General features: G+C 62.3%; 18 protein-coding genes and 2 pseudogenes. 7 read left to right on the top strand and 13 right to left on the bottom strand.

Features of this window, described 5'->3' with window-relative positions; all coding sequences use genetic code 11:
• Window positions 1-94 precede the first annotated feature (94 nt).
• From hslO to ACZ0AI_RS14600, 4 genes and pseudogenes are all read left to right on the top strand, one after another.
• Window positions 95-983, top strand: a pseudogene (gene hslO / locus ACZ0AI_RS14615) (Hsp33 family molecular chaperone HslO).
• A 152-nt stretch (window positions 984-1,135) separates the two neighbouring features.
• A pseudogene (locus tag ACZ0AI_RS14610) lies at window positions 1,136-2,676 on the top strand (phosphoenolpyruvate carboxykinase).
• 149 nt (window positions 2,677-2,825) lie between these two features.
• On the top strand, window positions 2,826-4,751 hold the full coding sequence (locus tag ACZ0AI_RS14605; protein WP_463562487.1) for a RecQ family ATP-dependent DNA helicase: 1,926 nt from the start codon (window positions 2,826-2,828) through the stop codon (window positions 4,749-4,751).
• Window positions 4,752-4,819: 68 nt separating this feature from the next.
• Window positions 4,820-6,148, top strand: a complete 1,329-nt coding sequence (locus ACZ0AI_RS14600) for an NTP/NDP exchange transporter (protein WP_463562486.1) — start codon at window positions 4,820-4,822, stop codon at window positions 6,146-6,148.
• On the opposite strand, the gene ACZ0AI_RS14595 is transcribed toward ACZ0AI_RS14600, so the two are convergent.
• From ACZ0AI_RS14595 to ACZ0AI_RS14535, 13 genes are all read right to left on the bottom strand, one after another.
• Window positions 6,138-7,022, bottom strand: coding sequence for a LysR family transcriptional regulator (locus ACZ0AI_RS14595; RefSeq protein ID WP_463562485.1), 885 nt, complete (start codon window positions 7,020-7,022; stop codon window positions 6,138-6,140). The two genes, ACZ0AI_RS14600 and ACZ0AI_RS14595, sit on opposite strands and share 11 nt — an antisense overlap.
• Window positions 7,023-7,110: 88 nt before the next feature.
• Complete coding sequence (locus ACZ0AI_RS14590; RefSeq protein WP_463562484.1) at window positions 7,111-9,900, bottom strand: hybrid sensor histidine kinase/response regulator; 2,790 nt, start codon at window positions 9,898-9,900, stop codon at window positions 7,111-7,113.
• A gap of 160 nt (window positions 9,901-10,060) precedes the next feature.
• On the bottom strand, window positions 10,061-11,350 hold the full coding sequence (gene purD / locus ACZ0AI_RS14585) for a phosphoribosylamine--glycine ligase (protein WP_463570028.1): 1,290 nt from the start codon (window positions 11,348-11,350) through the stop codon (window positions 10,061-10,063).
• A 138-nt stretch (window positions 11,351-11,488) separates the two neighbouring features.
• Window positions 11,489-13,093 (bottom strand): bifunctional phosphoribosylaminoimidazolecarboxamide formyltransferase/IMP cyclohydrolase, encoded by a 1,605-nt coding sequence (purH, locus tag ACZ0AI_RS14580; RefSeq protein WP_463562483.1) that lies wholly within the window; start codon window positions 13,091-13,093, stop codon window positions 11,489-11,491.
• Window positions 13,094-13,166: 73 nt separating this feature from the next.
• Window positions 13,167-13,487, bottom strand: coding sequence for a DNA-binding transcriptional regulator Fis (fis, locus tag ACZ0AI_RS14575; RefSeq protein ID WP_131174301.1), 321 nt, complete (start codon window positions 13,485-13,487; stop codon window positions 13,167-13,169).
• The gene (gene dusB / locus ACZ0AI_RS14570) at window positions 13,484-14,482 is read right to left on the bottom strand and encodes a tRNA dihydrouridine synthase DusB (protein WP_463562482.1); all 999 of its coding nucleotides are present in this window, start codon (window positions 14,480-14,482) and stop codon (window positions 13,484-13,486) included. Before dusB ends, fis begins: the two co-directional genes overlap by 4 nt.
• A gap of 203 nt (window positions 14,483-14,685) precedes the next feature.
• On the bottom strand, window positions 14,686-16,068 hold the full coding sequence (locus tag ACZ0AI_RS14565; RefSeq protein WP_463566152.1) for a DUF3426 domain-containing protein: 1,383 nt from the start codon (window positions 16,066-16,068) through the stop codon (window positions 14,686-14,688).
• A gap of 165 nt (window positions 16,069-16,233) precedes the next feature.
• On the bottom strand, window positions 16,234-17,112 hold the full coding sequence (gene prmA, locus ACZ0AI_RS14560; RefSeq protein WP_463562481.1) for a 50S ribosomal protein L11 methyltransferase: 879 nt from the start codon (window positions 17,110-17,112) through the stop codon (window positions 16,234-16,236).
• A 137-nt stretch (window positions 17,113-17,249) separates the two neighbouring features.
• The gene (accC, locus tag ACZ0AI_RS14555; protein WP_225837935.1) at window positions 17,250-18,605 is read right to left on the bottom strand and encodes an acetyl-CoA carboxylase biotin carboxylase subunit; all 1,356 of its coding nucleotides are present in this window, start codon (window positions 18,603-18,605) and stop codon (window positions 17,250-17,252) included.
• Window positions 18,606-18,622: 17 nt separating this feature from the next.
• Window positions 18,623-19,072 carry an acetyl-CoA carboxylase biotin carboxyl carrier protein gene (accB, locus tag ACZ0AI_RS14550; protein WP_225837937.1) on the bottom strand — a complete coding sequence of 150 codons (450 nt, stop codon included), beginning with the start codon at window positions 19,070-19,072 and terminating at the stop codon, window positions 18,623-18,625.
• A 72-nt stretch (window positions 19,073-19,144) separates the two neighbouring features.
• Complete coding sequence (aroQ, locus tag ACZ0AI_RS14545) at window positions 19,145-19,594, bottom strand: type II 3-dehydroquinate dehydratase (protein ID WP_225837939.1); 450 nt, start codon at window positions 19,592-19,594, stop codon at window positions 19,145-19,147.
• Window positions 19,595-19,714: 120 nt separating this feature from the next.
• On the bottom strand, window positions 19,715-21,484 hold the full coding sequence (locus ACZ0AI_RS14540) for a protein-disulfide reductase DsbD (RefSeq protein ID WP_463562480.1): 1,770 nt from the start codon (window positions 21,482-21,484) through the stop codon (window positions 19,715-19,717).
• Window positions 21,485-21,754: 270 nt separating this feature from the next.
• Window positions 21,755-23,101 (bottom strand): MATE family efflux transporter, encoded by a 1,347-nt coding sequence (locus ACZ0AI_RS14535; protein ID WP_463562479.1) that lies wholly within the window; start codon window positions 23,099-23,101, stop codon window positions 21,755-21,757.
• Between the two features lie 335 nt (window positions 23,102-23,436).
• On the opposite strand from ACZ0AI_RS14535, the gene ACZ0AI_RS14530 reads away from it, so the two are divergent.
• From ACZ0AI_RS14530 to ACZ0AI_RS14520, 3 genes are read left to right on the top strand one after another with little or no spacing between them, the layout of a single operon-like run.
• On the top strand, window positions 23,437-24,435 hold the full coding sequence (locus ACZ0AI_RS14530; RefSeq protein WP_463562478.1) for a DctP family TRAP transporter solute-binding subunit: 999 nt from the start codon (window positions 23,437-23,439) through the stop codon (window positions 24,433-24,435).
• Window positions 24,436-24,477: 42 nt separating this feature from the next.
• Window positions 24,478-24,954, top strand: a complete 477-nt coding sequence (locus ACZ0AI_RS14525; RefSeq protein ID WP_463562477.1) for a TRAP transporter small permease — start codon at window positions 24,478-24,480, stop codon at window positions 24,952-24,954.
• A complete protein-coding gene (locus ACZ0AI_RS14520; RefSeq protein ID WP_463562476.1) occupies window positions 24,944-26,242 on the top strand; it encodes a TRAP transporter large permease in 1,299 nt (432 codons plus the stop codon). Before ACZ0AI_RS14525 ends, ACZ0AI_RS14520 begins: the two co-directional genes overlap by 11 nt.
• Window positions 26,243-26,280: the final 38 nt, after the last annotated feature.

Genomic DNA, 26,280 nt, shown 5'->3' with positions numbered 1-26,280 from the left:
TGGTCGGCGCCGCGTTTGCGCCTAAAATTGCCGGCCTCCAGGCCAGTGGCGCCGTCCCCTGGTCTGCTACGCATCTTTGAGCAGGCGATCCGTTATGTCCGACTTCACCCAACGCTTTCTTTTCGACGATACCGATGTGCGCGGTGAATTGGTCGGGCTGTCTGGCAGCTACCAGCAGGTGCTGGCCAAGCATGAGTACCCCCGGCCAGTGGCGCAATTGCTCGGTGAATTGCTGGCGGCTGCGTCTTTGCTGGTCGGTACGCTGAAGTTCGACGGTTTGCTGGTACTGCAGATACGTTCGGAAGGCCCGGTGCCGCTGCTGATGGTGGAGTGTTCCAGTGATGGCGAGCTGCGTGGCATCGCCCGCTATGAAGCTGAGCGCATTACCGATGATGACGGCCTGGCGCAACTGATGCCCGAAGGCGTGATGGCCATGACCGTGGATCCAAAGCAGGGGCAGCGTTATCAGGGCATTGTCGCTCTGGACGGTGACACCCTGGCCGACTGCCTGACCAGCTATTTCGCCACTTCCGAGCAACTGGCCACGCGCTTCTGGTTGTGTGCCGACGGCCTGCGTGCCCGCGGGTTCCTGTTGCAGCAACTGCCGGCCGATCGCCTTACCGATGACGAAGAGCGCGCTGCCAGTTGGGAGCAACTGGTGATCCTCGCTGACACCCTGCAGAGCGAGGAACTGCTGGGGTTGGACAACGAAACCCTGCTGCATCGTCTCTACCATCAGGAGTCGGTTCGACTGTTCGATCCGCGCCTCCTGCAGTTCGGTTGTAGCTGCTCTCGTGAACGCTCAGCCAAAGCGCTGGTCAGTTTAGGGCAGGCCGATGCCGAGCTCTTGCTCAGCGAGCATCACGGCCGCGTGGAAGTCGACTGCCAATTCTGCAACGAGCGCTATGGGTTTGATGCCACTGACATCGCTCAGCTGTTTGCCGGTGGTGGCAGTCAGCAGCCCTTCTGACACCCGTCACTGAGAGCTGCCAGCAACGCGCAGGATGTTCTGATTGGGGGCTGCACTCGCCGCCCGCTTTTCTGGCATAATCCGCGCACTTTTTTAGCTGTAGTCCTGCTCTGGCAGGGCTACAAAACGTTTGGAAGACTCGGCCGTTGGCCGACGGGGACTCACATGACGCAAGCCAATAACGCTGTGTACACCGACATCAGCACCGCTCAACTGGTCGAAGAAGCCCTTCGTCGCGGTGAGGGCGAACTGGCGTCCACTGGTGCTCTGGTTGTACGCACCGGCCACCGTACCGGGCGTTCTCCGGTCGATCGCTTCATCGTCGATGAGCCGAGCACTTCGGCCGACATCGGCTGGGGCCCGATCAACCGCAAGTTCCCAGCCGACAAGTTCGACGCCCTGTGGGATCGTGTCCAGGCGTTTTCCGACGCCCAGGACAGCTTCGTTTCCCACGTTCATGTAGGTTCCGCCGAAGCTCACTACCTGCCCGTCAAGATGACCACTGCCACCGCCTGGCAGAACCTCTTCGGCCGTCAGCTGTTCATCGAACCGACCCAGTACAACCCGTCCGCCAAGCAGGAATGGCAAGTACTTAACGTTGCCAACTTCGAATGCGTGCCTGAGCGTGACGGCACCAACTCCGACGGTTGCGTGATCATCAACTTCGCTCAGAAGAAGGTGCTGATCGCTGGCATGCGTTACGCCGGTGAAATGAAGAAAGCCATGTTCAGCGTGCAGAACTTCCTGCTGCCGGCTGCCGACGTGCTGCCGATGCACTGCGCTGCCAACATCGGCGAAGAAGGCGACGTGACCCTGTTCTTCGGCCTGTCCGGCACTGGCAAGACCACCTTATCCGCTGATGAGAGCCGTTACCTGATCGGTGACGACGAGCACGGCTGGGGCACTGGCGTGGTGTTCAACATCGAAGGCGGTTGCTATGCCAAGTGCATCGACCTGTCCGAGAAGAACGAGCCGGTCATCTGGAAAGCCATCAAGTTCGGCACCGTGCTGGAGAACGTGGTGCTCGACGAGCAGCGCGCGCCGGATTACACCGACGACAGCCTGACCCAGAACAGCCGCGCCGCCTACCCGCTGGAGTTCGTCGAGAAGCGCAGCGAGAAGAACCTCGGTGGCGAGCCGAATGCAGTGATCTTCCTGACCTGCGACCTGACTGGCGTGCTGCCACCGGTGTCGATCCTCAACGAAGAGCAGGCGGCCTATCACTTCCTGTCCGGTTACACCGCCCTGGTCGGTTCTACCGAAATGGGTTCGGGCCTGGCATCAAGTCGACCTTCTCCACCTGCTTCGGCGCGCCGTTCTTCCCGCGCCCTGCTGGCGTTTACGCCGAGCTGCTGATCAAGCGCATCCAGGCGTTCGGCTCCAAGGTCTATCTGGTTAACACCGGTTGGACTGGCGGTGGCTACGGCGTCGGCAAGCGTTTCAACATCCCGACCACGCGTGGCGTGATCGCAGCGATCCAGAGCGGCGCGCTGATTGGTACCGAAACCGAGCAACTGCCGATTATCAACCTGAGCGTGCCGAAGGCCGTTCCAGGCGTCGAGACCAACCTGCTCAACCCGCGCAACACCTGGGCTGACCAGAACGCCTACGACGAGGCCGCCAAAGGCCTGGCCAAGCTGTTCATCGACAACTTCACCAAGTTCGATGTCAGCGATGCCATCAAGAAGGCCGGCCCGCAGCTCTAAGCTCGCGCCGTGTTCGACAAAGCCGCCTTCGGGCGGCTTTGTCATTTATGCCGCAAGGCTTTCAGCAGGGCAGGCGATTGCGCCCTGTAAAAGTCCTTCCACACAGGTTACGGTTATTGGCCATTCAGCGGTCAACGGAGTGACAGCGCATGCCCAGCACCCTCGAACGTGTCTTCGGTTTCAGCCAGCTGCGTCCCGGCCAGGAAGCGGTGATCAGCGCCGTACTCGCCGGGCGCTCGGCGGCGGCGATCTTCCCCACCGGCTCGGGTAAGTCGCTGTGCTACCAGTTGCCGGCATTGCATTTGCCGCACCTGACCGTGGTGATCTCGCCGCTGTTGGCGCTGATGCAGGACCAGCTCGCTTTTCTGCATCGACACGGTATCAGTGCGGCCAGCATCGATTCGGCGCAGAGCCGCGAGCAGGTCAGCGAAACCATGGCCAAGGCCAAGTCCGGTGAGCTGAAGATCCTGATGATTTCGGTCGAGCGCCTGAAAAACGAGCGGTTCCGAAACTTCATCGCCGATGTGCCGATCTCGCTGTTGGTGGTCGACGAGGCTCACTGTATCTCCGAGTGGGGCCACAACTTTCGCCCGGACTACCTGAAACTACCGGATTACCAGCGTCAGTTCGGTATTGCCCAGGTGCTACTGCTCACCGCCACGGCCACGCCGCCGGTGATTGCCGATATGCAGAAGAAGTTCGCCATTGCCGCCGATGATGTGGTCACCACCGGTTTCTACCGCGCCAACCTGAACCTGCTGGTCGAGCCCGTGGCGGGCCGTGACAAGCAAAGGCGCCTTCAGCAGTGGCTGGGCGCCAAGCGGGGAGAGCCGAGCATCGTCTACGTCACCCAGCAGAAAACCGCTGAGCAGGTGGCCGAGCAGCTCAGTCAGCAGGGTCTGTCCGTCAGTGCCTACCATGCCGGTATGGGGCATGAGATCCGTGAGGCGATCCAGCGTCGATTCATGGCCGGCGAACTGAGCTGCATCGTCGCGACCATCGCCTTCGGCATGGGCATCGACAAGCGTGACATTCGCAACGTGGTGCATTTCGACCTGCCCAAGTCGGTTGAGAACTACAGCCAGGAGATCGGCCGGGCAGGCCGCGATGGCGAATCCTCCGATTGCCTGGTGCTGGCCAATCGCGACAGCCTCAACGTGCTGGAGAACTTCGTCTACGGCGATACGCCGGAGCAAGAGGGCATAGCCAGGGTACTCGAGGAAATTCGCGCGAACGCCAGTGGCGGGCAGTGGGAAATGACCATCAATGCCCTGAGCGATCACAGCAATATCCGCCAGTTGCCGCTCAAGACGCTGCTCGTACAGCTGGAGCTGCGCGGCATCATCGCGCCGCGCTATGCGTATTTCGCCGAATACCGCTTCAAGTACCTGATCGAGCCCGAGGCCTTGCTGGCGCGATTCGAAGGTGAGCGGCGGCAGTTCGTCGAGGCCATCGTCAACGCCTCGACCCGAGCGCGAACCTGGTGCACGGTGGATTTCGATGCCCTGTATCGCGGTCACCAGGCGGAGCGGGGGCGGGTGGTCAAGGCATTGGACTTCTTCCAGGAGCGCGGCTGGATCGAACTGGAAAGCAAGCAGATGACCGATGTCTATGCCGTGCTGCAGGACTACGACACGCAGGCCCTGGCCAGCGAGCTGCATGATTACTTCCTGGCCCAGGAGGGCAGTGAAATCCGCCGTATCCAGGCCATGCTGGAGCTGTTCGCCAGTGAGCAGTGCCTGAGCCAGCGCCTGGCGGTCTACTTCGGTGACGAGCGTGCGCCACGGCAGTGCGGGCACTGTTCTGTCTGTCGCGGCCAGGTCGCCCACTTGCCCGAGCCCCCATCGCTTGCGCCACTGGCCGGTCGTGATCGTGACCCGCTGTGTGGTGCATTCATCAGCAAGTACCAAAGCGCCCGCGGTGGTGAATTGCCCAGTAACGAATGTCTGGCGCGCTTTCTGTGCGGCATCAGCGTTCCACTGTTCACCCGCCTCAAGGCCCGGCAGATCAGCGGTTTCGCGGCGTTGGAGGATTATCCGTACGGCGAGATCAGGGCCTGGTTGAGCGCGGGTTGAGCCGGCTGTCGAAATACCACTCGCCCGAGTAGGCCATACTGCAACGCTTCGACTCCGAGAGCGTTGCCATGTCCCTTTCTCTGCCGCAGCGCGTGGCCCGCGCGATCAATGCACAGCCCGGTGAGCTGGCAGCGGCTCTGGTGGGCTTTGCTCTGTTTTTCTGCTTGTTCTGCGGCTATTTCATGCTCCGGCCGATCCGTGAGTCGATGGGCATCCAGGCCGGTGTGGAGAACCTGCAGTGGCTGTTCACCGCGACCTTCGTGGTTATGTTGCTGGCCGTGCCGCTGTTCGCCTGGCTCAACTCCAGGGTGCCACGCATCCATTTCATCGACTGGGTCTACGGCTTCTTCTGCCTCAACCTGCTGGCCTTCGCTGTGGCGTTCAGCGTCATGGCCGAGAACCTATGGATGGCGCGGGTGTTCTACGTGTGGATCTCGGTCTACAACCTGTTCGTGGTGTCTGTGGCCTGGAGCCTGATGGCCGATGTCTTCGACTCACCGCAGGCTAAGCGGCTGTTCGCTTTCATCGCTGCCGGTGCCAGCGTCGGTGGCCTGGCTGGTCCGGCGCTCAGTGCGCTGCTGGTGGGCGCCGTCGGTGCCAGTGGCCTGGCGTTGCTGGCTGCATCGCTGCTAGCTGGTGCCCTGGCGCTCAAACATTACCTGATGGGCTGGCGCGAGCGTGCCGGGGCAGGTCGACCGGGCGCCAGCCAGGCGGAAAATCCACGGCGCCCGGTGGCGGGCAATCCGTTCAGCGGCATGACTCGGGTGTTCCAGTCGTCCTACCTGCTGGGGATATCCGCTTTCGTCATCCTACTCGCCACGGTCACCACCTTTCTGTATTTCGAGCAGGCGCGACTGGTGGCCGAGCTGTTCCCGGATCGTGACGAGCAGGTGCGGGTGTTCGGGCTGATCGACTTTGTGGTGCAGGCGGGTGCGCTACTGGCCCAGTTGTTCATCACCGGGCGGGTCGCTCAGCGCCTGGGCGTACGCGCGCTGCTGGCGGCGGTGCCGGTGCTGATGTGCGTGGGTTTTCTCGCCCTGGCCATGGCACCCACCTTCGCCGTGCTGGCGGGGCTAATGATCGTGCGACGTATCGGTGAATACGCATTCGTACGGCCGGGGCGGGAAATGCTCTTCGCGCCGCTGGATGCCGAGAGCAAGTACAAGGCCAAGAACTTCATCGACACCGTGGTCTATCGCGGCGGTGATGCGGTCAGCGGTTGGGCCAAGAGCCTGATCGACATGCTCGGTTACGGCGTGGCGTTGATCGCGGTGATCGGAGCGCTGTGTGCGGCTATCTGGGGGCTGCTCGGCTGGTACCTGGGCGGTCGCGCCGATCGCGGTGAAACCGGCGTGCAGCCACCGAGCGAGAGCGGCGAGCCTCCGCTCATGCACTGATTAGCGAGCGTGCCTCGGCGAAGCAGGCTTCGGCCAGCGCCGAGCGAGGTGCGCTGCGGCGCATGATCAGGCCTAGTGGCGCCAGGGTATGGGCGTCCTCGATGGGCGTCAGCACCAAGTCGTTGGTGAATTCGGCAAGGCCATTGCGCAGCGGCATGATCGAGCAGCACAGGCCGGCGCTGACGGCCTGCAGCAACTGGTGAACGGCATCGGTTTCCAGCTTCGGCAGTGGCGTCAGGCCCCGTGAGCGGAAGCTGTGGTCGATCGACTGGCGAAAGTGCATACCGGCAGACAGCAGGCCCAGCGGCAGGTCGACCAGGCTTTCCCAGCGCAGGGTGGTTTCCGTGAACTGAAAATGGCGACGGTCATACAGCAGCCCCATGTGTGTCGCGGCCAGTTCCAGGCTGTCGAAATGTTCGCGGTCGAGACGGTCGAGGTACGACAGCCCGAGGTCGAGCTGATTGCTGCCAAGGCGCTCAAGGATTTGATCGCTGCTCAGGGCGAACAACTGGAAGCGCAGCCCTGGATGTTGCTCGGCGAATAGCTGTACCAGATCCATCGGATCGAAACCTGACAGCGGCACCACGCCAAGGCGCAGGGTGCCGACCAGTTGCCCACGGCAGGCGGCTGCTTCTGCGTACAGCCCATCATGAGCCGCCATCAAGCTGCGGGCCCAGGCGAGGATGCGTTCACCTTCGGCGCTGAAACCTTCGAAGCGCTGTCCGCGTCGCACCAGTTCCAGGCCTAGCTCGTCTTCCAGCTTGCGCAGACGCATCGACAACGTCGGCTGCGTTATGTGGCAGCGTGCTGCCGCTTGGCCGAAGTGACGGGTCTCGTCGAGGGCGATCAGAAACTTGAGCTGCTTGATATCCATGGGCGCTTCGTCGTGACGGTGGCGACGCTGTCGCGGCGCGTAGGGCGCGCCTGCTCAGCAGTGTTCAAGCGCGATTCTAGCAGGCCACTCAATTCGGCACGGTGTCGTCCTCGGGCTGATCCCGGCGTTCGCCGACCCAGTGCTCGATCAGGTCGCGCAGTTGTGACATCTCTACTGGTTTGGCCATGTGACCGTCCATGCCGACCTGCCGCGCGCGTTCCTTGTGCTCGTTGAGGATATGCGCGGTCAATGCAACCACCGGAGTACGTTGGCGGCGTTCGGCAATTTCCCAGGCGCGCAGTTGCTCTGTTGCGGAGAAGCCATCAAGCACCGGCATTTCGCAATCCATCAGCACCAGGTCGTAGCGCTGCGCTTTCATCGCACTCAGCGCTTCTTCACCATTGCTGGCCGTATCGGGCTGCACGTTGAGCTTGCCGAGCATGCCGCGAATCACCTTGGTGGAAATGCTGTTGTCTTCGGCGACAAGGATGCGAAAATCTTCCGGTACCCTCAGCGGCGTGGTACTGAGGGCCATGGGAACACTCTGCCCACGCTGACGCTGGGCCAGTTCGTCAGCCAGGGTGGCCTTGAGGGTGTAGCCTGCCACCGGTTTGGCGAGGATGCGCTTGATGCCGGCATTGCGGGCAATGACCTTGCTCGGTGCATGGCTGATGCCGGTGAGCATGATGATCAGGATATCGTTGTTGAGGCTTGGGTCTTCCTTGATCTTCGCCGCCAACTGCATGCCACTCATGCCGGGCATGTCCTGATCGAGTAGTACCGCGTCGAAGTATTCGCGCATGTGCGCCTTGGTGCGCAGCAGGGCCAGCGCTTCCTTGCCCGATGGCACGCTGCTGACGTTCATACCCCAGGCATTGCACTGCTGCAGCAACACTTTGCGGCAGGTGTCGTTGTCGTCTACCACCAGTAGGCGGGTGCCCTGTAGCGTACCGTCGATATCAGTGCCTGGCTGTTGCAGGCGGGCGTTGTCCAGGGGGAGGGTCAACCACAGCGTCGACCCCTGGTTACCGCCATTCTGAATGCCGAACTCCCCGCCCATCAGACGAATCAACTGGCGCGCGATGATCAGCCCAAGGCGACCGCCCATGCGGGTAGCCGACAGAAAATCGCGGCTCTGTAGTTCGGTGTTCAGCAATGCGTCGCGCTCGCTGGCATTGAGTGGGTGGCCGCTGTCCTGCACGGCGAAGCGCAGGCGTGGTTGCTCACCACTGGTATCGAGTGCCACCACCAGGAGAATCTCGCCTTCGCTGGTCTGCTTGAAGGCATTGTCGAGCAGGCTCAGCAACGTCTGGCGCAGGCGTGTGGGATCACCGCTGACGATCCGTGGCACCTGTGGCTGAATAAAGCTGATCAGCTCGATTTTTTGCAATTCGGCCTTGGCACGGAAGATATCCAGGCAGTCTTCCGTGAGAGCGTTGAGGTCGAATTGCACGTCATCCAGTTCGATCTGCCCGGATTCCAGTTTGGAAATGTCGAGAATCTCGTTGATCAGGTTGAGCAGCTCGTTGCCGGAACTGTGGATGGTTTGTACATAGTCGCGCTGTTTCGCCGACAGGGGCGTACCGAGCAGCAGCTCGGTCATGCCCAGTACGCCATTCATGGGGGTGCGGATCTCGTGGCTGATCTTGGCCAGGAACTCGGCCTTGGCTTTTAGCTCGGCGTCATTGGCAGCCAGTGCGGTGCGTGCTCGTGAGGCAGCACGCTGCAACTGCCGCTGATGTTCGGCCAATGCTGCGCTGAGTACCACGCCGCTGAGGGTGGCGATGGTGAATACCCCGGTTACCAGCCAGCCGGGATCGAGCTGATCGAAACCGAGCAGAATCGGAATGAAGAGGCCGAAGCCAACGTTGAACACCACCATGCCACTGACGATCAGCCGTGCCGACTGGTAGCCGTTATGCCAGTGCACAGCGCTGACTAGCAGCACGAACAAGGTGCCGAGGAATACCGTCAGGTACACCAGCGAGCTGTACCAGAGCAGGCCGGTGATCAGAATGGTCAGGCCCAGCGCCAGGGTCAGCAGCGCATGCCCCTGCAGCAGCCAGTTGAGCTTGCTGCGCTGCATCGGTGTATTGCGGAAGAAACCGAGGGCGAACGATGACAGGCAGAACGCGGCGATCAACGCGCTGATATCGGCGATCAGTGATTGGTTGTAACCGAGGCTTGGCACCCAGGCCGCGAGCATGCCCAGGTTGGCCGCTGCACAGGTTGCCAGGCCTGCGTGCAGCCCTGCCAGCCACAGGCTGCAGACCGAGCGCGCGTAGGCGAAGCGGATCAGGTTGTAGACCACCACCAGCAGCAGGGCGCCGAGCAGTGCGCCAAACAGGTAGGCCGGTTTTTCCAGGCTGACCAGTTCGCTCTCGTCGATGACCTTGAACCAGGCCATCAGCGGGTGGTTGGAGGTCATCCGTACATAGACCTCCCGCGCCTGCCCGTCATTGGGGAGGGACATCAGGTACGCACGCGAGGGCAGCGGGCGCGAACTCAGCGGCATCGATTCACCGGTGTGTACGCTTTGCTCAACCTGCGCGCCCTGCAGCAGGTAGTAATCAAGCAATTGCACACGAGGGGCGAACACCCAAAGCCAATAGGGTGCTTGGTGTTCAGGCACGTCGAAACGCAACCAGACGGCTTTCTGGCTGGGGGGGTAAGTAAAGGCGAGGTTATCGAGCGCAAGGAACTGGTTACGCCGGTTGCGCACGTCATCCAGGGTCATCTGGGCGCTGTCGTCGACGAAGACCGACCAGCCGCTGGCATAAGGCGCCGAGGCTTGATATGGCGCTGCCATGCTCGACAGGCAGGCGCCGGCCAATAGCAGGCTAACGAGTAAACCTATGGCAATCCTGAGCCGTCGCACGAGGCAGTCCCTTTGAGGTGATACGGCTGGATTATAGCCGGCCGTGGTGGCGCAAACTATGACACTGAGACGCTATCCTGACAGCCTGAGCACCCTGATGATCCGTGGTGCTCGAGTATTGCGGACGGGCGGCATCGATTGATGCCGCTGTCTTGTTACATCAGTTTTCGCCGCGCTCGCGTGCGATAGCACGGTAGCCGATATCGTTGCGGTGGAACATGCCGTTCCAGCGAATCTTCTCGGCCAGGCGGTAAGCCTGCTGCTGGGCGTCGGCAACGCTCGCACCGATGGCTGTGGCACAGAGCACGCGGCCGCCAGCAGTGACGACCTTGCCGTCTTTGAGCGCAGTACCGGCGTGGAACACCTTGCCTTCGAGGGTCGCGGCCTCGTCGAGGCCTTCGATCACGTCACCTTTGCCGTAGTCGCCCGGGTAGCCGCCAGCCGCCAGCACGACGCCGACGGTTGGGCGTGGATCCCAGCGTGCTTCGACCTTGTCCAGCGCTTTGGCCAGCGCGGCCTCGACCAGCAGCACCAGCGACGACTCGAGGCGCACCATGATCGGCTGGGTTTCCGGGTCGCCGAAACGGCAGTTGAATTCGATGACCTTGGGCTTGCCGGCCTTGTCGATCATCAGGCCCGCGTACAGGAAACCGGTGTAGACATTGCCTTCGGCCGCCATGCCACGCACGGTGGGGTAGATGACTTCGTCCATCACCCGTTTATGCACTTCAGCGGTGACCACCGGGGCCGGCGAGTAGGCGCCCATGCCGCCGGTGTTCGGGCCGCTGTCGGCATCACCAACGCGCTTGTGATCCTGGCTGGTGGCCATCGGCAGCACGTTCTCGCCGTCGACCATGACGATGAAGCTGGCTTCTTCGCCGTCGAGGAATTCCTCGATCACTACCCGTGAGCCGGCTTCACCGAAGGCATTGCCGGCGAGCATGTCACGCACGGCATCTTCGGCTTCCTGCAGCGTCATGGCGACGATCACGCCTTTGCCTGCTGCCAAACCGTCGGCCTTGATGACGATTGGTGCGCCCTTCTCACGCAGGTAGGCCAGGGCTGGCTCCACTTCGGTGAAATTCTGGTAATCGGCGGTAGGGATATTCTGGCGCGCCAGGAAGTCCTTGGTGAAGGCCTTGGAGCCTTCCAGCTGAGCCGCCGCGGCGGTGGGGCCGAAGATATCCAGCTTGCGGGTGCGGAACAGGTCGACCACGCCTTTGACCAGTGGCGCTTCCGGACCAACGATGGTCAGTTGCACGTTCTTCTCGGCGAAATCGGCCAGTGCCTGAATATCCAGGACGTCGATGGCGATGTTTTCGCACTTGGTTTCGGTGGCGGTGCCAGCGTTACCCGGGGCGATGAAGACTTTCTCGATGCGCTTGTCCTGCGCCACTTTCCAGGCCAGGGCGTGTTCACGACCGCCGCTGCCGATGATCAATACATTCATGTCTTTCTCCCAATGGAGGCGGGCCTTGGGCCCGTTCGGTGGATAGTGCTTTTACTATTCACCCTGCAAATATCGAGGTCGCGATCGGGCTGGTAGGTACCAGGCAACGCCGCAGATGCCTGTCCGAGTGAGGCCGATTTAGTGCCTAAAGTGGCGCATGCCGGTAAACACCATGGCAATACCGGCTTCGTCGGCGGCAGCGATCACTTCCGCATCGCGCATCGAACCGCCTGGCTGAATCACTGCAGTGATGCCATTGGCGGCGGCGTTATCCAGGCCATCGCGGAACGGGAAGAAAGCATCGGATGCCATCACCGAGCCAGCGACTTGCAAGCCGGCATGCTCAGCTTTGATCGCGGCGATGCGCGCGGAGTTGACGCGGCTCATCTGGCCGGCGCCGACGCCGATGGTCTGGCGGCCCTTGGCGTAGACGATGGCATTGGACTTGACGAACTTGGCCACTTTCCAGGCAAAGATCAGGTCGTGGACTTCCTGCTCACTTGGCGCGCGCTGGGTGACGATCTTCAGGTCATCGGCGGTAATCATTCCGATATCACGGCTCTGCAGTAGCAGACCGCCGTTGACGCGTTTGTAGTCCCAGCCCGCCGCGCGTTCGGTCGGCCATTCGCCGCACTCGAGCAGGCGCACGTTGGCTTTGGCGGCGACCACTTCACGAGCCGCGGCGCTGATTTTCGGGGCGATGATCACTTCGACGAACTGGCGCTCGACGATGGCTTTGGCGGTTTCGCCATCCAGTTCGCGGTTGAAGGCGATAATGCCGCCGAACGCCGATTCGGTGTCGGTGGCGTAAGCCAGTTCGTAGGCCTGTCGGATGCCGCCTTCGCTGTCCAGGGCCACTGCCACGCCGCACGGGTTGGCGTGCTTGACGATCACGCAGGCCGGCTTGACGAAGCTCTTCACGCATTCCAGTGCGGCGTCGGTGTCGGCCACGTTGTTGAACGACAGTTCCTTGCCCTGTAGCTGCACCGCGGTCGCCACGCAGGCTTCGCTGGCATGCTCGACGTAGAAGGCGGCTTTCTGGTGCGGATTTTCACCGTAGCGCATGTCTTGCGCCTTGATGAACTGAGCGCTGAAGGTGCGTGGGAACAAACTGCGGTCTTCGGTGGACAGTGTGTCGCGGCCCTGGTCGATGGTGCCCAGGTAGTTGGCGATCATGCCGTCATAGGCCGCGGTGTGCTCGAAGGCTTTGAGGGCCAGGTCGAAGCGCTGCGCGTAGCACAGGCCACCGATTTTCAAGGAGTCGATGACCGCGGCGTAGTCGCCGGCATTGACCACGATGGCCACGTCTTTGTGGTTTTTCGCAGCCGAACGCACCATGGTCGGCCCGCCGATATCAATGTTCTCGATGGCGTCGGCGAGGTCACAGCCCGGCTTGGCGACGGTGGCGGCGAAGGGATACAGGTTGACTGCCACCAGGTCGATCGGCTTGATGCCGTGCTCGTCCATCACCGCGCCGTCGAGGGCGCGACGGCCAAGGATGCCACCATGGATTTTCGGGTGCAGGGTCTTCACCCGGCCGTCCATCATTTCCGGGAAGCCGGTGTAGTCGGCCACTTCCACTGCTGCCACACCATTGTCCTTGAGCAGCTTGTAGGTGCCGCCGGTGGAGAGGATTTCCACGTTTAGGGCGACGAGTTCGCGGGCGAATTCGAGGATGCCGGTCTTGTCGGAGACACTGATCAGCGCGCGGCGGACGGGGAGGCGGGTGGTCTGGTCGGTCATTTCAGAGTCCATCAGAGCAGAGTATTAGCAAAAAAGGCGACTTCATCGAGTCGCCTTTTTCCGGAATGCAGGATCAGAGAAGGTCGTACTGCTTGAGCTTCTTGCGCAGGGTGCCGCGGTTCAGACCAAGCAGTTCGGAGGCTTTGGTCTGGTTACCTTTCACGTAATTCATGACGGTTTCCAGCAGCGGGGCTTCCACTTCGGTGAGCACCAGGTTGTAGACGTCGGTAACGTCCGCACCTTCAAGGTGAGCGAAATAGTTATGCAAGGCTTTTTCGACGCTGCCGCGCAGGGTCTGGCCTTCTTCGCTCGGCGTGTTGAGGTGTTGTTTCAAACTGGTGTTGTCGCTCACGGGTGCAATCCCACTTCCTAAGGTCTCGTTCAACATGGTCATGCGGCCACCCCATCTTCATCGTTATAGCGCTCACCGAAGAACTGGCGAACGCTTGCACACTGCGCCTCCTGGCTATCCAGACGATTGAACTCAGCTCGGAATTCGCGGGCGCCGGGCAACGTCGAGAGGTACCAACCGACGTGCTTGCGGGCGATGCGCACACCCATCACATCGCCGTAGAAGGCGTGGAGGGCGGCCAAGTGCTCGAGCAGAATGCGTTCAATCTCGGTCAGCGCAGGGGCGGGGCAGTGGGCGCCGGTGCGCAGGTAATGCTCTATTTCTCTGAAAATCCATGGGCGGCCCTGGGCTGCCCTGCCGATCAGCAAACCATCGGCTCCGGTGGCTGCCAGTACATGAGCGGCCTTTTCCGGTGAGTCGATGTCGCCATTGGCCAATACCGGGATGGATACCGCCTGTTTGATCGCGGCGATGGTGTCGTATTCGGCGTCGCCGGTGTACAGGTCGACGCGGGTGCGGCCATGTACGGCCAGGGCGACGATGCCGCATTGTTCGGCGATACGCGCCACGTCGACACCGTTCTTGTTCTGTCTGTCCCAGCCGGTGCGGATCTTCAGCGTGACCGGGACGTCTACCGCAGCCACTACCGCTTCGAGGATCGCCTGCACCAGCGGCTGATCCTTGAGCAGGGCAGAGCCAGCTGCCTTGTTGCAGACCTTCTTGGCCGGGCAACCCATGTTGATGTCGATGATCTGGGCGCCCAGTTGCACGTTGGCTCGGGCTGCCTCTGCGAGCATCTGCGGGTCGCCACCGGCGATCTGTACGGAGCGTGGCTCCGGATCGCCGCTGTGGATCATGCGCAGGCTCGATTTACGCGTATTCCACAGGCGCACATCGCTGGTAACCATCTCCGACACCACCATACCGGCGCCAAGGCGGCGGCAAAGCTGTCGGAACGGCTGATCGGTGACGCCGGCCATTGGGGCCAGGATCAGTCGATTGGGCAATGTATAGGGGCCGATGCTTAGCGCCGACATAGGGCTTCCCTGCTCAAGAGACGTGCTGTTGAGGCCAGTAGGAGAGTGCGAAAAAGGGTGGAGATCATACCCGCTCTGAATGACCGGATAAAGATCGTTTTGAACAAAATCTGAACAGTTGGCCTGTGGCTTCCGGTCGCGCTGCCCGATTGCCTTGTTGCAGACGGCTTTCTACTGAAAGCCGTTGATCGGCTAGGCGCGCCTTACTCCGGCGAGTGGAAATTGAGGCTGTAGTTCACTGCCCGAGCACCAGGGTCGAGGATGTCGAGGGCGATATGGATCGGTGTTTGCGGCGGCATTTCCGCCTGGCCGGCCAGTTCGCCTGCCAGGTATTCGCTGGGTTTGAAGCGGCGACTGGCGATCAACTGGCCGTTAAGGTCGGCAAAGCGCATCTCCAATAGCGGGAATGGCTGGGAGAAGGGCGCGCGATTGTAGAGGATCGCGTCGACTACCAGTGCCCCGCTGAATTCAGGGTGGCTGCGTACCACTAGGTTGCTGCTCTTGATTTGGTCGATATCGACCTTGGATGGCAGGCTGCAGCCGAGCACCGGGCAGGCTTGTTCGAACCAGGGGCGGTATTGATCCTGGCGCGCCAGTTCGGCGTAGTGGTAAATCACGTATTGGCCGGCCAGCGCGCTAACCGCGAGTAGGTTGAGCAGGCCCCAGCCCAGCCAGCGGCCCCAGGGTTTGCGCGGTGGCTGCCAGTCGAGCTGCAGCGGCTCTTCCTCAAGCTCGAAGAGCGCGTCGTCACGCAGGTTCGGTTCGCTGCGTGAGCGAGTGCGTGGGACGCTCTTCTGTTTGGGTGGCTGCGGTTCATCCAGATCGTCGTCCGGGTGTTCAGGCTCGATGGTGGCAGGTTCGTTATCGCGTTGCGCGCTAAGGCTGAAGCTCGGTTCAGCCTCTTCGCGCGTCGTGCTGCGTTTTTGGGGGGCGTCGATCAGGTCGCGGATGCCGGGTGTCTTTGGAATCGGTGGCACATCGTCAGGCACGCTGGTGCTGGGCGGTGGCGGCTGACCGAAGTCCGGCGAGTCAACGAATGACTGCTCGATCAGCGGTTCGAGCTCCAGTTTGCTGACCGGCGGATCGTCGCGCAGCAGTGCCTCGGCCCAGCGCTCGTCATCGGCGGGCTCGTTATCTTCTTCCGGTTGGTCGAAGCGTGGCGTCTGTCGCGAAAGCTGGTCAAGCTCCAGGAACTGGCGAGAGAGCTGCTGTTCCTGTGCTTCGAGCTTGGCCAGCTCTTCGTCCAGATCCAGATCATCGAGATCGAGGTCGTCGTGAATCCACAGCGTCTCGTCATCGAGCTTGCTGGCAGGCTTGGCTGGCGTCGCCGCTTCTGGCGCAATACTCGGTGCAGGTGCAGGTGCAGGTGCAGGTGCAGGTGCAGGTGCAGGTACCTTGGGTGCTGTAGGCGCGGCCGCACGCATGTCCGGGATGTTATGACCCTGCTCGCGCAACTGGCGAGCGGCGTTGAACACCTGCAGGCAGGCGCCACAGCGCACTGAACCCTGGGCAATACCGAGCTGAGCCAGGTTCACACGGAAGCTGGTGCTGCAGTTCGGGCATTGGGTGATGAAACTTTCGGTCATGCGCAATCCGGCGGCCGGCGTGGCGGCGAAAACGGTCGGTTAGTCTAACTCAACTGCCTGACGAGCCAACACTTCGGCATCAGTGGCGTCGGGCGATTGCGACCTGCGTAGCCTGGATTAGCCAAGGGCGTAATCCGGGGGCGGCCAGTCAGTCACTTGCTCTGATCAGCGGCGTACACCGCTGATACGTACCCAGCCATCCAGCGTTGCGGTTGGGTCAAGCAGAAACTCTGACGCGTAGGCAGCGCGCACTTCCTCGGCCTGCTCGGCGAGAATGCCTGACAGTGCCAGACGGCCGCCGTTTTTCACCAGGCGAGTGATCTGCGGTGCCAGGCTGACCAGTGGCCCGGCGAGAATGTTGGCCACCACCACATCTGCGGCTTCTTGGGGCAGGTCGGCCGGCAGGTAGACCGGGAAGCGTTCCTCGGCGATGCCATTGCGCCCGGCATTGTCACGGGAGGCCTCCAGTGCCTGGGGGTCGATATCGGTACCGACTGCGCGTGGTGCGCCGAGCAGCAGTGCGGCGATCGCCAGGATTCCCGAGCCGCAGCCGAAGTCCAGCACGCTGCAGCCTTCCAGTTCCTGGCCATCGAGCCATTGCAGGCACAGCGAGGTGGTTGGGTGGGTGCCGGTGCCAAACGCCAGGCCGGGGTCGAGCAGCAGGTTGACTGCGTCCGGCTCGGGTGCTTCGTGCCAGCTGGGTACGATCCACAGGCGTTGGCCGAAGCGCATCGGCGCGAAGCCGTCCATCCAGCTGCGCTCCCAATCCTGGTCGGCAATCGCCTCGAAGTGATGCTCGGGCAATTCGCCGCCGGTCAGCAGCTGCAAATGGGCGCTCAGGGCCTCGGCATCGGTGTCGGCTTCGAACAGGGCGAGCAGATGGGTGTTGCTCCACAGGGGCGTGGTGCCCAGATCCGGCTCGAAGATAGGCTGATCTTCGGCATCCATGAAGGTAACCGATACCGCGCCAACTTCGAGCAGGGCATCTTCGTAGGTTTCAGCCTGTTCTGGGGTGATGGCGAGGCGCAGTTGTAACCAGGGCATGGATGGCTCCCGTGCAGGCAGCCTCGAGGCGGAGGCTCGGGCTGCAGAAAAAAGGCGGTCAATGATAATACGACCGGAAAAAACAAGGGAGCGGCCTTAGCCGCTCCCTGTCATGCACACAACATACTGCTCGTTGCTTAGTGCTTATCCATACCCAGTTTCTTTTCCAGGTAGTGGATATTCACGCCGCCTTCGCAGAAGCCCTTGTCCACAACCAGGTTGCGGTGCAGAGGCACGTTGGTCTTGATGCCGTCGACGACGATTTCTTCCAGGGCATTGCGCATGCGGGCCAGGGCCTCGTCACGAGTGGTGCCGTAGGTGATCAGCTTGCCGATCAGCGAGTCGTAGTTCGGCGGTACGGTGTAGCCGCTGTACAGGTGCGAGTCGACACGTACGCCGAAACCGCCTGGCGCGTGGAAGTGCTTCACCTTGCCGGGGCAAGGCATGAAGGTATCCGGGTCTTCGGCGTTGATGCGGCACTCCAGGGCGTGGCCCAGAAGCTTCACATCTTCCTGCTTGTACGAAAGCTTGTTACCCGCGGCGATGCTGAGCATCTCCTTGACGATGTCGATGCCGGTGACCATTTCGGTAACCGGGTGCTCGACCTGTACGCGGGTGTTCATCTCGATGAAGTAGAAACGACCGTCTTCATAGAGGAATTCGAACGTGCCGGCACCGCGATAGCCGATTTCGATACAGGCATCGACGCAGCGCTTGAGCACTTCGGCGCGGGCCTTCTCGTCGATCATCGGAGCCGGGGCTTCTTCCAGTACCTTCTGGTGACGGCGCTGCAGTGAGCAATCGCGGTCATAGAGGTGGATGGCGTTACCTTGGCCGTCGGAGAGCACCTGGACTTCCACGTGACGTGGATTGCCGAGGAATTTCTCCAGGTAGACCATTGGGTTACCGAACACCGAACCGGCTTCGCTGCGGGTCAGTCGAGCCGACTTGATCAGCTCTTCTTCTTTCCACACCACGCGCATGCCGCGACCACCGCCGCCGCCAGCGGCCTTGATGATCACTGGGTAGCCGACTTCGCGGGCAATCGCCAGAGCGGTTGCTTCGTCCTCTGGCAGCGGGCCGTCAGAGCCAGGCACCACCGGTACGCCAGCTTTGATCATGGCCTGCTTGGCCGACACTTTGTCACCCATCAGGCGAATGGTGTCGGCTTTCGGGCCGATGAAGGCAAAACCGGAGTTTTCCACCTGCTCGGCGAAATCGGCGTTTTCCGCGAGGAAGCCGTAGCCGGGGTGGATGGCGGTCGCACCGGTGACTTCCGCGGCACTGATGATCGCCGGGATGTTCAGGTACGACAGGTTGCCGGGTGCCGGGCCGATGCAGACCGACTCATCGGCCAGGGCCAGGTGCATCAGTTCGCGGTCGGCAGTGGAGTGCACCGCTACGGTCTTGATGCCCAGTTCTTTACAGGCACGCAGGATGCGCAGGGCAATCTCGCCGCGGTTGGCGATCAGAACTTTTTCCAGCTTCTGCATTACGGGTTCCCCGTGCATCAGACGATGGTGAACAGCGGTTGATCGTATTCCACCGGCTGGCCGTTTTCGCCCAGGATGGATTCGATCGTGCCGCTGGTTTCGGCCTCGATGTGGTTCATCATCTTCATCGCTTCAACGATGCAGAGGATGTCGCCTTTCTTCACGGTCGAACCGACTTCAACGAAGTTGCCCGAGGTTGGCGAAGCAGCGCGGTAGAAAGTACCGACCATTGGCGAACGCACTACGGTGCCGTTCAGCTTGGCAGCAACTGGTGCGGCGGCTTCGGCAGCAACCGGAGCGGCTGCTGCAACTGGTGCCGGAGCCGGTGCATAGACAGGCTGGGCATAGGCCGGTTGTTTGCCGTGACGGCTGATGCGTACGGACTCTTCGCCTTCCTTGATTTCCAGTTCGTCGATGCCGGACTCTTCCAGCAGCTCGATCAGTTTTTTGACTTTGCGAATATCCATAGGTGTTCAACTCCCAGTCTGGTCAGGGTCGTTCAAGTTGTGCGAATGAACCGCCGCTTCAAGGCGCCGGTTTCAGGTGTTTTGGCTCGCCAGGTTTTCCAGGGCCGCCTCGAGGGCCAGCCGATAACCGCTGGCGCCGAGACCGCAGATCACGCCTACCGCCACGTCGGAAAAGTAGGAGTGATGCCGGAAAGGCTCGCGCTTGTGCACATTGGAGAGGTGCACTTCGATGAATGGGATGCTCACCGCCAGCAACGCGTCACGTAATGCGACGCTGGTGTGAGTGAAGGCGGCAGGGTTGATGATGATGAAGTCGACGCCTTCGCCTCTGGCAGCATGGATACGGTCGATCAACTCATACTCGGCATTGCTCTGCAGGTACAGCAGATGATGGCCGGCCTCGCGGGCACGTTGCTCCAGGTCGAGATTGATCTGCTCGAGGGTCGTGGCGCCATAGGTGCCGGGCTCTCGGGTACCGAGCAGGTTCAAATTGGGGCCGTGCAAAACCAGTAGGGTCGACATGATCCGGGCTTCCTTCTTTTTAGCTGCGCGGACTCTGCCAGAAGTGCCGTAGGGATGTCCAGTTTTCGGGAGTAGTCGGCACGATGTCCGCATCTTTCGCCGAAGATGTGACCGAATTGCCTAAAAACGTTCTCGTGCTTGATTCAGGCGTTCGGAAAAGCCCGCAGCGTCAATCTCGCCGACCACCCGCAGGTCGTGCAATTCCTGGCCGCGGCCATCGAACAGCTGGATCGCCGGCGAACCGAACAGCTGATAGCGGTCGAGCAGCGCGCGTTGGGCTGCCGTGCTGTCTGTCATGTCGAAACGCAGCAGATGATAGTCAGCCAACTGCGGGCCGACCTGTGGTGAATTGAACACCTCGCGCTCGATTTTCTTGCAGCTGATGCACCAGTCGGCATACCAGTCGAGCAGCAGTGGCTGGCCTGCGCCCTTGGCCTGCGCCAGGGCTGCGTCCAGTTCCGCAGGGGTGCTGATGGTTTGCCAACTGCCGGCTGTCGTGGTGTTCTGCTCGGCGCCCGCCGAACCACTGCCCAGCGGTCGCAGCGGGTCGTCGCGGCCTTGCAGGGCGCCCGTCCAGGCTGCCAGGGCGTAGACCAGCAAAACCAGGCCGGCGAGCTGGGCCAGTTTGTCCCGCGCGCTTTTCGGCGTGAACTCCAGCGCTCCCAGGAACAGCGCGACGCCAGCGGCCAGCAGGCCCCATAGCGCCAGCGACAAACTGCCGGGCAAGACTCGTTCGAGCAGCCACACCGATACCGCCAGCAACATCACACCAAAGGCGTTGCGCACAGCGACCATCCAGGTACCGGATTTGGGCAGCAGCGCGCCGCCGCCAGCTGCGAAGATCACCAGCGGCGTGCCCATGCCCAAGCCGAGAGCGAATAGTTGCAACGCACCACCGACTGCATCGCCAGTGCTACTGATATAGAGCAGCAGCGCGGTGAACGGCGCGGTGATGCAGGGGGAAACGATCAGGCTGGAAAGCACGCCCAGCGTCGCTGCGCCGGCCAGAGTGCCACCTTGTGTCTGCGCTGCCCTGCGATCCAGACGCTCGCGGATGAAGGCCGGCAGGCGCAGTTCGAAGACGCCGAACATGGCCACCGCGAACACCGCGAAGAAAAGCGCGAACGGCACCAGAATCCATGGGGATTGCAGCATTGCCTGCAGGTTGAGCTTGGCGCCGAACAGCCCCATCAGGGCACCGAGGGCGGCATAGCAGGCCGCCATCGGCAACACGTAGGCCAGCGACAGCGCCAGTCCGCGACCTCTGCTCGGGCGGCCACGCAGCACTACGCCGGAGAGGATTGGCAGCATTGGCAGCACGCAGGGCGTGAAGGTCAGCGTCAGGCCGGCTGCGAACATCAGCGCCAGATCGGCCCAGCTCCACCCAGCTTTGCTCGGCAGCGCTTCGCCGCTCGAACCGGTAACCCCGCCATTGATGGCCAGTGTCTCGGTTTCCGGTGGATAGCACAGGCCTTTATCGGCGCAGCCCTGGTAGGTGACGGCGAGGTTGAGTGGGCGATTGTCCGGATTGTCGAGCGGCACCTCGACATCCAGCACCTCGTAGAACACCTGCACGTCGCCAAAATACTGGTCGTTCTTGTGCAGGCCTTCCGGCACTTCCACGGGCGCGCCGGCCAGCGCAGCGGGTTCGACCTTGAACTTGAACTGGTGACGATAGAGGTAATAGCCCTCGGCCGCGACGAAACGCAGGGTCGCGGAAGTGGGCGTGCTGTTCACCAGGCTTAGCTTGAACGCCTCGCGTACGGGCAGGAAATCCGCGCTGTTGTTCAGCGCCTGGCCGAGCGGCGCCGCATTCGGGCGGCTATCGAAAACACCCGCTCCAGCAGGCAGGACGACGAGCAACAGCAGCAGGCAGAGGAAACGTGGCATGGGCATCTCGTGGGGCGTTGATGGCGCCATCATAACGGAGCCAGCGAGCTACGCCATGGGGTGTGCTGTAAGTGGTGGGTGCGCCAGGTGGCTGGCAGCAGCCGTTGCGTTCGGCTGCTGCGGCATAAGGCCGCGAGCATAAGGGCGCTGGCTGGAGCGCAAAACGGGGGATGTTGACGCGGTTAGCGGCCGATCCACGAAAATGGCTGGGCCGAAGCCCACCAGCCTTCTATTGAGCACGCCTTCAGATCGAACAATAGCAACCTGGTATTACCGGCCGCCGGGGGCTGCTAGCCACAGGTCGCGGCGTCCAAGGTGCCAGGCCAGGGCGCCCAGCGTCAGGCCGCGCAGGGCCATGAAGGCCAGGAACGCCATCCACAGGCCGTGGTTGCCAAAGCCCTGCAGTGCCAGGGCGATTGGCAGGCCGAGGGCCAGGGCCACGAGCATGGCGTTGCGCATCTCCCGGGCACGGGTGGCGCCGATGAACAGGCCGTCGAGCAGGTAGCTCCAGACCGCGAACAGCGGCAGCAGGGCGAGGTAGGGCAGGTAATGCCCGGCCGTTTCGCGTACCACAGGGATGTTCGTCTGCAGGTTGACGAACAGGTGGCCGCCCGCGCCAAACGCCAGCGAGAAAAGCAGGCTGGCCAGCAGCGACCAGAAACCGGCGACGATCAGGCTGCGCCTGAGCGCCAGGCGGTCGCGCGCGCCGATGGCGTGACCGCACAGTGCCTCGACCGCGTGGGCCAGCCCGTCCAGGGCATAGGCGGTTACCAGCAGGCCATTGAGTAGCAGCGCGTTGGCTGCCACGGTGGCGTCGCCCAGGCGTGCGCCCTGGATGGTGATCAGTAGAAACACCGCCTGCAGCGCCAGAGAGCGCAGGAAGATATCGCGATTGACGCCCAGCAGCGCGCTCCAGCTCTGCCACTTGCCCATCGCCGCCCATTGCGTGCTGCCAGGATGACGGCGCAGGGCGCCACGGGTCAGCGCCAGGCCCAGCAGCAGCCCACCCCATTCAGCCAGCACCGCCGCGCGGGCAGCGCCAACGACTTCCCAGTCGAGGCCCAGCACGAACCACAGCGACAGCACGATGTTCAGCAGGTTGGTGACCAGCAGCATCACCAGGGGCGCGCGCGCGTTCTGGGCGCCGAGCAGCCAGCCGATCAAGGCGAAGTTGGCCAGTGCGGCCGGCAGGCCGAGCAGGCGGGTATGCAGAAATTCGCGGGTTAGTGCATCCAGCTCGGCCGATGGATTCATCAGCCCCAAGGCCAGACCGCTGAAGGGAACCGCCAGCGCACCGAGGGCCAGTGCCAGCAATGCGGCGAGCAGCAGGCCTTGTACCAGCACCTGACGCAACGCGCCGCCATCCCCCCGGCCACAAGCCTGGGCGGCGAAGCCCGTGGTGCCCATGCGCAGAAAACCGAGCAGCCCGACGATCAGGATATACAGGCTGCTGCCCACCGCCACGGCGCCCAATTGATGAGCGTGGGGCAGGTGACCGACCACGGCTGTATCGACCAGCGCCACCAGTGGCACGGACAGGTTGGAAAGAATCATCGGTGCAGCCAGCGCCCAGACCTTGCGGTGGGTCGGCGCGTGGCGCCAGGCATCACGAAACATGCGGGGGCTCCATCGGGGTTGCGCAGTATAAAGCGGCGTGCGATGACAGCGGGCAGCTTTAGGGATGTGGCCGTTGAACGTTTTTCGGCGGCAGTGGAGATGGCATGCGTGCGGCGCTTCTGGGATAGTTGCCAGGCTCAGCGCAACCCGCAAGGCGGCGGCCAGTCGTTCACAAGACGAAAACGGCCGCTCTGGCACCGTCGGTGCTCTCTTCGTGCCAATCCGGCACTACCAGGCGAGGCATCCACTCGCCGCTGGATCTGCTGCGTCCCTGGCTGCTGCCGAGGCGTAAGCGCTTAAAACAACTAGAACCACGATCCAATAAAGGACGCATCATGAAACTCACTGGTTTTTTCGCGGCTGTGGCCGCGACTGCTGCACTGACTGCAGGCTTTTCTGCGCAGGCGCGTGAATATTCCGTGTCCACCGTATTGTCGGATGCGTTCCCCTGGGGGCAGGCCGCGCAGAAGTGGGCGGATCTGGTCAATGAGCGCTCCGAAGGACGCATCACTTTGCGGGTCTACCCGAACGCGCAACTGGTTGCCGGTGATCAGACCAAGGAGTTCTCGGCGATGCGCTCCGGGCTGATCGACATGGCCGTGGGCTCGACCATCAACTGGTCGCCGCAGGTGCCTGAGCTGAACCTGTTTTCCCTGCCATTCTTGATGCGCGACAACGCTGATCTGGATGCCATCACCCAGGGCGAGGCGGGCAAACTGTCGTTCGCCGCTATCGAGGCGCGCGGTATCGTGCCCCTGGCCTGGGGCGAGAATGGTTTTCGTGAGGTCTCCAACTCATCAAAACCGGTGCGCGCACCGGCCGATCTGGCTGGCATGAAGATCCGCGTGGTCGGCTCGCCGTTGTTCCAGGACACCTTCAGCGCACTGGGTGCCAACCCTACGCAGATGAGCTGGGCGGATGCCAAACCGGCGCTGACCACCGGCGCGGTGGACGGCCAGGAAAACCCGCTGTCGGTATTCGATGTGGCGCGGGTCGATCAGGTTGGCCAGAAGTACCTGACGCTGTGGCACTACATGGCCGACCCGCTGATCTTCGCGGTCAACCAGCGCGTGTGGAAAACCCTGCCAGAGGCTGATCGCAAATTGCTCGAGCAGGCGGCAATCGACGCCGGCAAGTGGGAAGTCGAGCTGTCGCGCAGCCAGCAGGCCAAGCGCCTGGAAGACATCCGCAGCCGGGGTGTCGAGGTGGTCGAGCTGAGCGCTGCCGAGCGTCAGACGTTCGTCGACGCGACCCAGAGTGTTCACGAAAAGTGGGCGCCGAAGATCGGTGACAAACTGCTCGACGCGGCCCGTAGCGCCATTGCCAAACCCTGATCGTTGTAGGGAGCCGGCGCCGGCTCCCGTTGTGAGGACGTCATGAACAAACCAGCGGACGCGCCGCTCGAGCGCGGACTCGCCACCCTGGCGCTGCTGATCATCAGCCTGATCAGCCTGGCCAACGTGGTGGTGCGTTATTTCACCAATGCATCCTTTGCCTTTACCGAAGAACTGTCGGTCTTTCTGCTGGTGGTGCTGACCTTTGCCGGTGCCTCGGTGGCGCTGCGCCGCAACCGGCACATTCGTATCGGCTTTCTCGAGCGCCTGTGCCCGGCCCTGCGCACGCCGCTGATCATCGTGCAATGGCTGGCCTGCACGCTGGTGCTCGGACTGGTGCTGTGGTTCGGCGGGCAATTCGCCCTCGAGGAATACCAATGGCAATCCGAGTCCCCTGGCCTGGGTCTGCCCAACTGGTGGTACGTGGTCTGGCTGCCGCTGCTGAGCCTGTTGATGTTCGTGCGCCTGAGCCAGATGACTCTGGATCGCTTGCGTGGGAGCGAACACGATGAGTCCTGATCTCTGGCTGATCGCCAGTTTTCTGCTGCTATTGCTGATCGGTGTACCAGTGGCCTTCGCCCTCGGCCTGTCCGGTGCGATTGGCATCATTGCCGGCTTGTCGCCGGACATGCTCGCGACCTTGGGCACCAACACTTATAACGGTGTGGCCAAGTACCCGCTGATCGCCATTCCGCTGTTCATCCTCACCGGCCTGGTGTTCGAAAAGGCCGGCGTAGCATTGCGTCTGGTGCGCTTTGCCCAGGCGATGATCGGCCCGCGGCATGGCGGGTTGGCGATGGTCGCGGTGCTGGTCTGCCTGATCATGGGCGGCATGAGTGGCTCCGGGCCGGCGGATGCCGCTGCGGTGGCCATGGTGATGCTGCCGAGCATGACCAAAGCCGGTTACCCCAAGCCCTTTTCCGCGACGCTGATCGCCGCATCGGCGTCGACGGCCATTCTGATTCCGCCCTCGATTGCGCTGATTCTCTATTCAATCGTGGTGCCCGGTGTCGACCTGCGTGCGCTGTTCGCCGCCGGTCTGTTTCCCGGGATTCTGGCCGGTGCGGTGTTGTTGCTGCCGATCTGGCTGCTGGCGCGTCACTACGGCTGGGAGTCGCCCGAAGGTGCTGAGCGGCCACCGCTGTGGCCAAGCTTTAAGCAGGCGATTCCGGCACTGCTGGCGCCGGTGCTGATTCTGGGTGGTTTGCGCAGTGGCCTGTTCACCCCTACGGAAGCGGCGGTGGTCGGGGTTGCCTATGGCGTGGCGGTGGGGCTGTTCGTCACCCGGGAGTTGGACTGGCGCAGCCTGTGGCGCCTGTGTGGCGAGGCGGGGGTAATTTCCGGTGTGGTGATGCTGATCATCGCCCTGGCCGGCATCTTCGCCTGGGCCGGCACCATGCTTGGCACGTTCCGGCACATGGCCGAATGGCTGATCTCGCTGTCCGATAACGGCACGGTCTTGCTGATTTTGGTGATGGTCGCGGTGCTGCTGGCGGGCATGTTGCTGGACGCCATATCGATCTACCTGATCCTCATGCCGATCCTGATTCCGGTGATGCAGCACTTCGGCTGGAACCCGGTGTGGTTCGGCATTCTGCTGGCCATGAACATCGCCATTGGCCAGTTCACGCCGCCAGTGGCGATCAACCTGATGGTCACCGCCGAAGTCGCGAAGATTCGCCTCGAGCAGACCATCGGCTGGGCGCTGTTATTCGTCGTGGTGATGGGCTGTGCACTGGTGCTGGTTGCCGTGTTCCCAGAAATCGCCCTGTGGCTGCCACGGGTACTTGGCTACGCGGTGGATTGATGAGGGGTTGAGGGTTGGCGCCTGGGTTGCAGGCGGCT

The organism is Pseudomonas sp. AC355 (genome assembly GCF_979258205.1).
This window is presented reverse-complemented; position numbering and strand designations above follow the sequence as displayed.

What these genes read in the sequence shown, in the direction of transcription:
- ACZ0AI_RS14600 (WP_463562486.1), top strand. Translation starts at nt 4,820, where the DNA reads ATGTCCCTTTCTCTGCCGCAGCGCGTGGCCCGCGCGATCAATGCACAG.
- fis (WP_131174301.1), bottom strand. Translation starts at nt 13,487, where the DNA reads ATGACCATGTTGAACGAGACCTTAGGAAGTGGGATTGCACCCGTGAGC.
- ACZ0AI_RS14540 (WP_463562480.1), bottom strand. Translation starts at nt 21,484, where the DNA reads ATGCCACGTTTCCTCTGCCTGCTGCTGTTGCTCGTCGTCCTGCCTGCT.
- accC (WP_225837935.1), bottom strand. Translation starts at nt 18,605, where the DNA reads ATGCAGAAGCTGGAAAAAGTTCTGATCGCCAACCGCGGCGAGATTGCC.
- dusB (WP_463562482.1), bottom strand. Translation starts at nt 14,482, where the DNA reads ATGTCGGCGCTAAGCATCGGCCCCTATACATTGCCCAATCGACTGATC.
- ACZ0AI_RS14565 (WP_463566152.1), bottom strand. Translation starts at nt 16,068, where the DNA reads ATGACCGAAAGTTTCATCACCCAATGCCCGAACTGCAGCACCAGCTTC.
- purH (WP_463562483.1), bottom strand. Translation starts at nt 13,093, where the DNA reads ATGACCGACCAGACCACCCGCCTCCCCGTCCGCCGCGCGCTGATCAGT.
- ACZ0AI_RS14535 (WP_463562479.1), bottom strand. Translation starts at nt 23,101, where the DNA reads ATGTTTCGTGATGCCTGGCGCCACGCGCCGACCCACCGCAAGGTCTGG.
- ACZ0AI_RS14605 (WP_463562487.1), top strand. Translation starts at nt 2,826, where the DNA reads ATGCCCAGCACCCTCGAACGTGTCTTCGGTTTCAGCCAGCTGCGTCCC.
- ACZ0AI_RS14530 (WP_463562478.1), top strand. Translation starts at nt 23,437, where the DNA reads ATGAAACTCACTGGTTTTTTCGCGGCTGTGGCCGCGACTGCTGCACTG.
- purD (WP_463570028.1), bottom strand. Translation starts at nt 11,350, where the DNA reads ATGAATGTATTGATCATCGGCAGCGGCGGTCGTGAACACGCCCTGGCC.
- ACZ0AI_RS14520 (WP_463562476.1), top strand. Translation starts at nt 24,944, where the DNA reads ATGAGTCCTGATCTCTGGCTGATCGCCAGTTTTCTGCTGCTATTGCTG.
- ACZ0AI_RS14525 (WP_463562477.1), top strand. Translation starts at nt 24,478, where the DNA reads ATGAACAAACCAGCGGACGCGCCGCTCGAGCGCGGACTCGCCACCCTG.
- prmA (WP_463562481.1), bottom strand. Translation starts at nt 17,112, where the DNA reads ATGCCCTGGTTACAACTGCGCCTCGCCATCACCCCAGAACAGGCTGAA.
- accB (WP_225837937.1), bottom strand. Translation starts at nt 19,072, where the DNA reads ATGGATATTCGCAAAGTCAAAAAACTGATCGAGCTGCTGGAAGAGTCC.
- ACZ0AI_RS14595 (WP_463562485.1), bottom strand. Translation starts at nt 7,022, where the DNA reads ATGGATATCAAGCAGCTCAAGTTTCTGATCGCCCTCGACGAGACCCGT.
- aroQ (WP_225837939.1), bottom strand. Translation starts at nt 19,594, where the DNA reads ATGTCGACCCTACTGGTTTTGCACGGCCCCAATTTGAACCTGCTCGGT.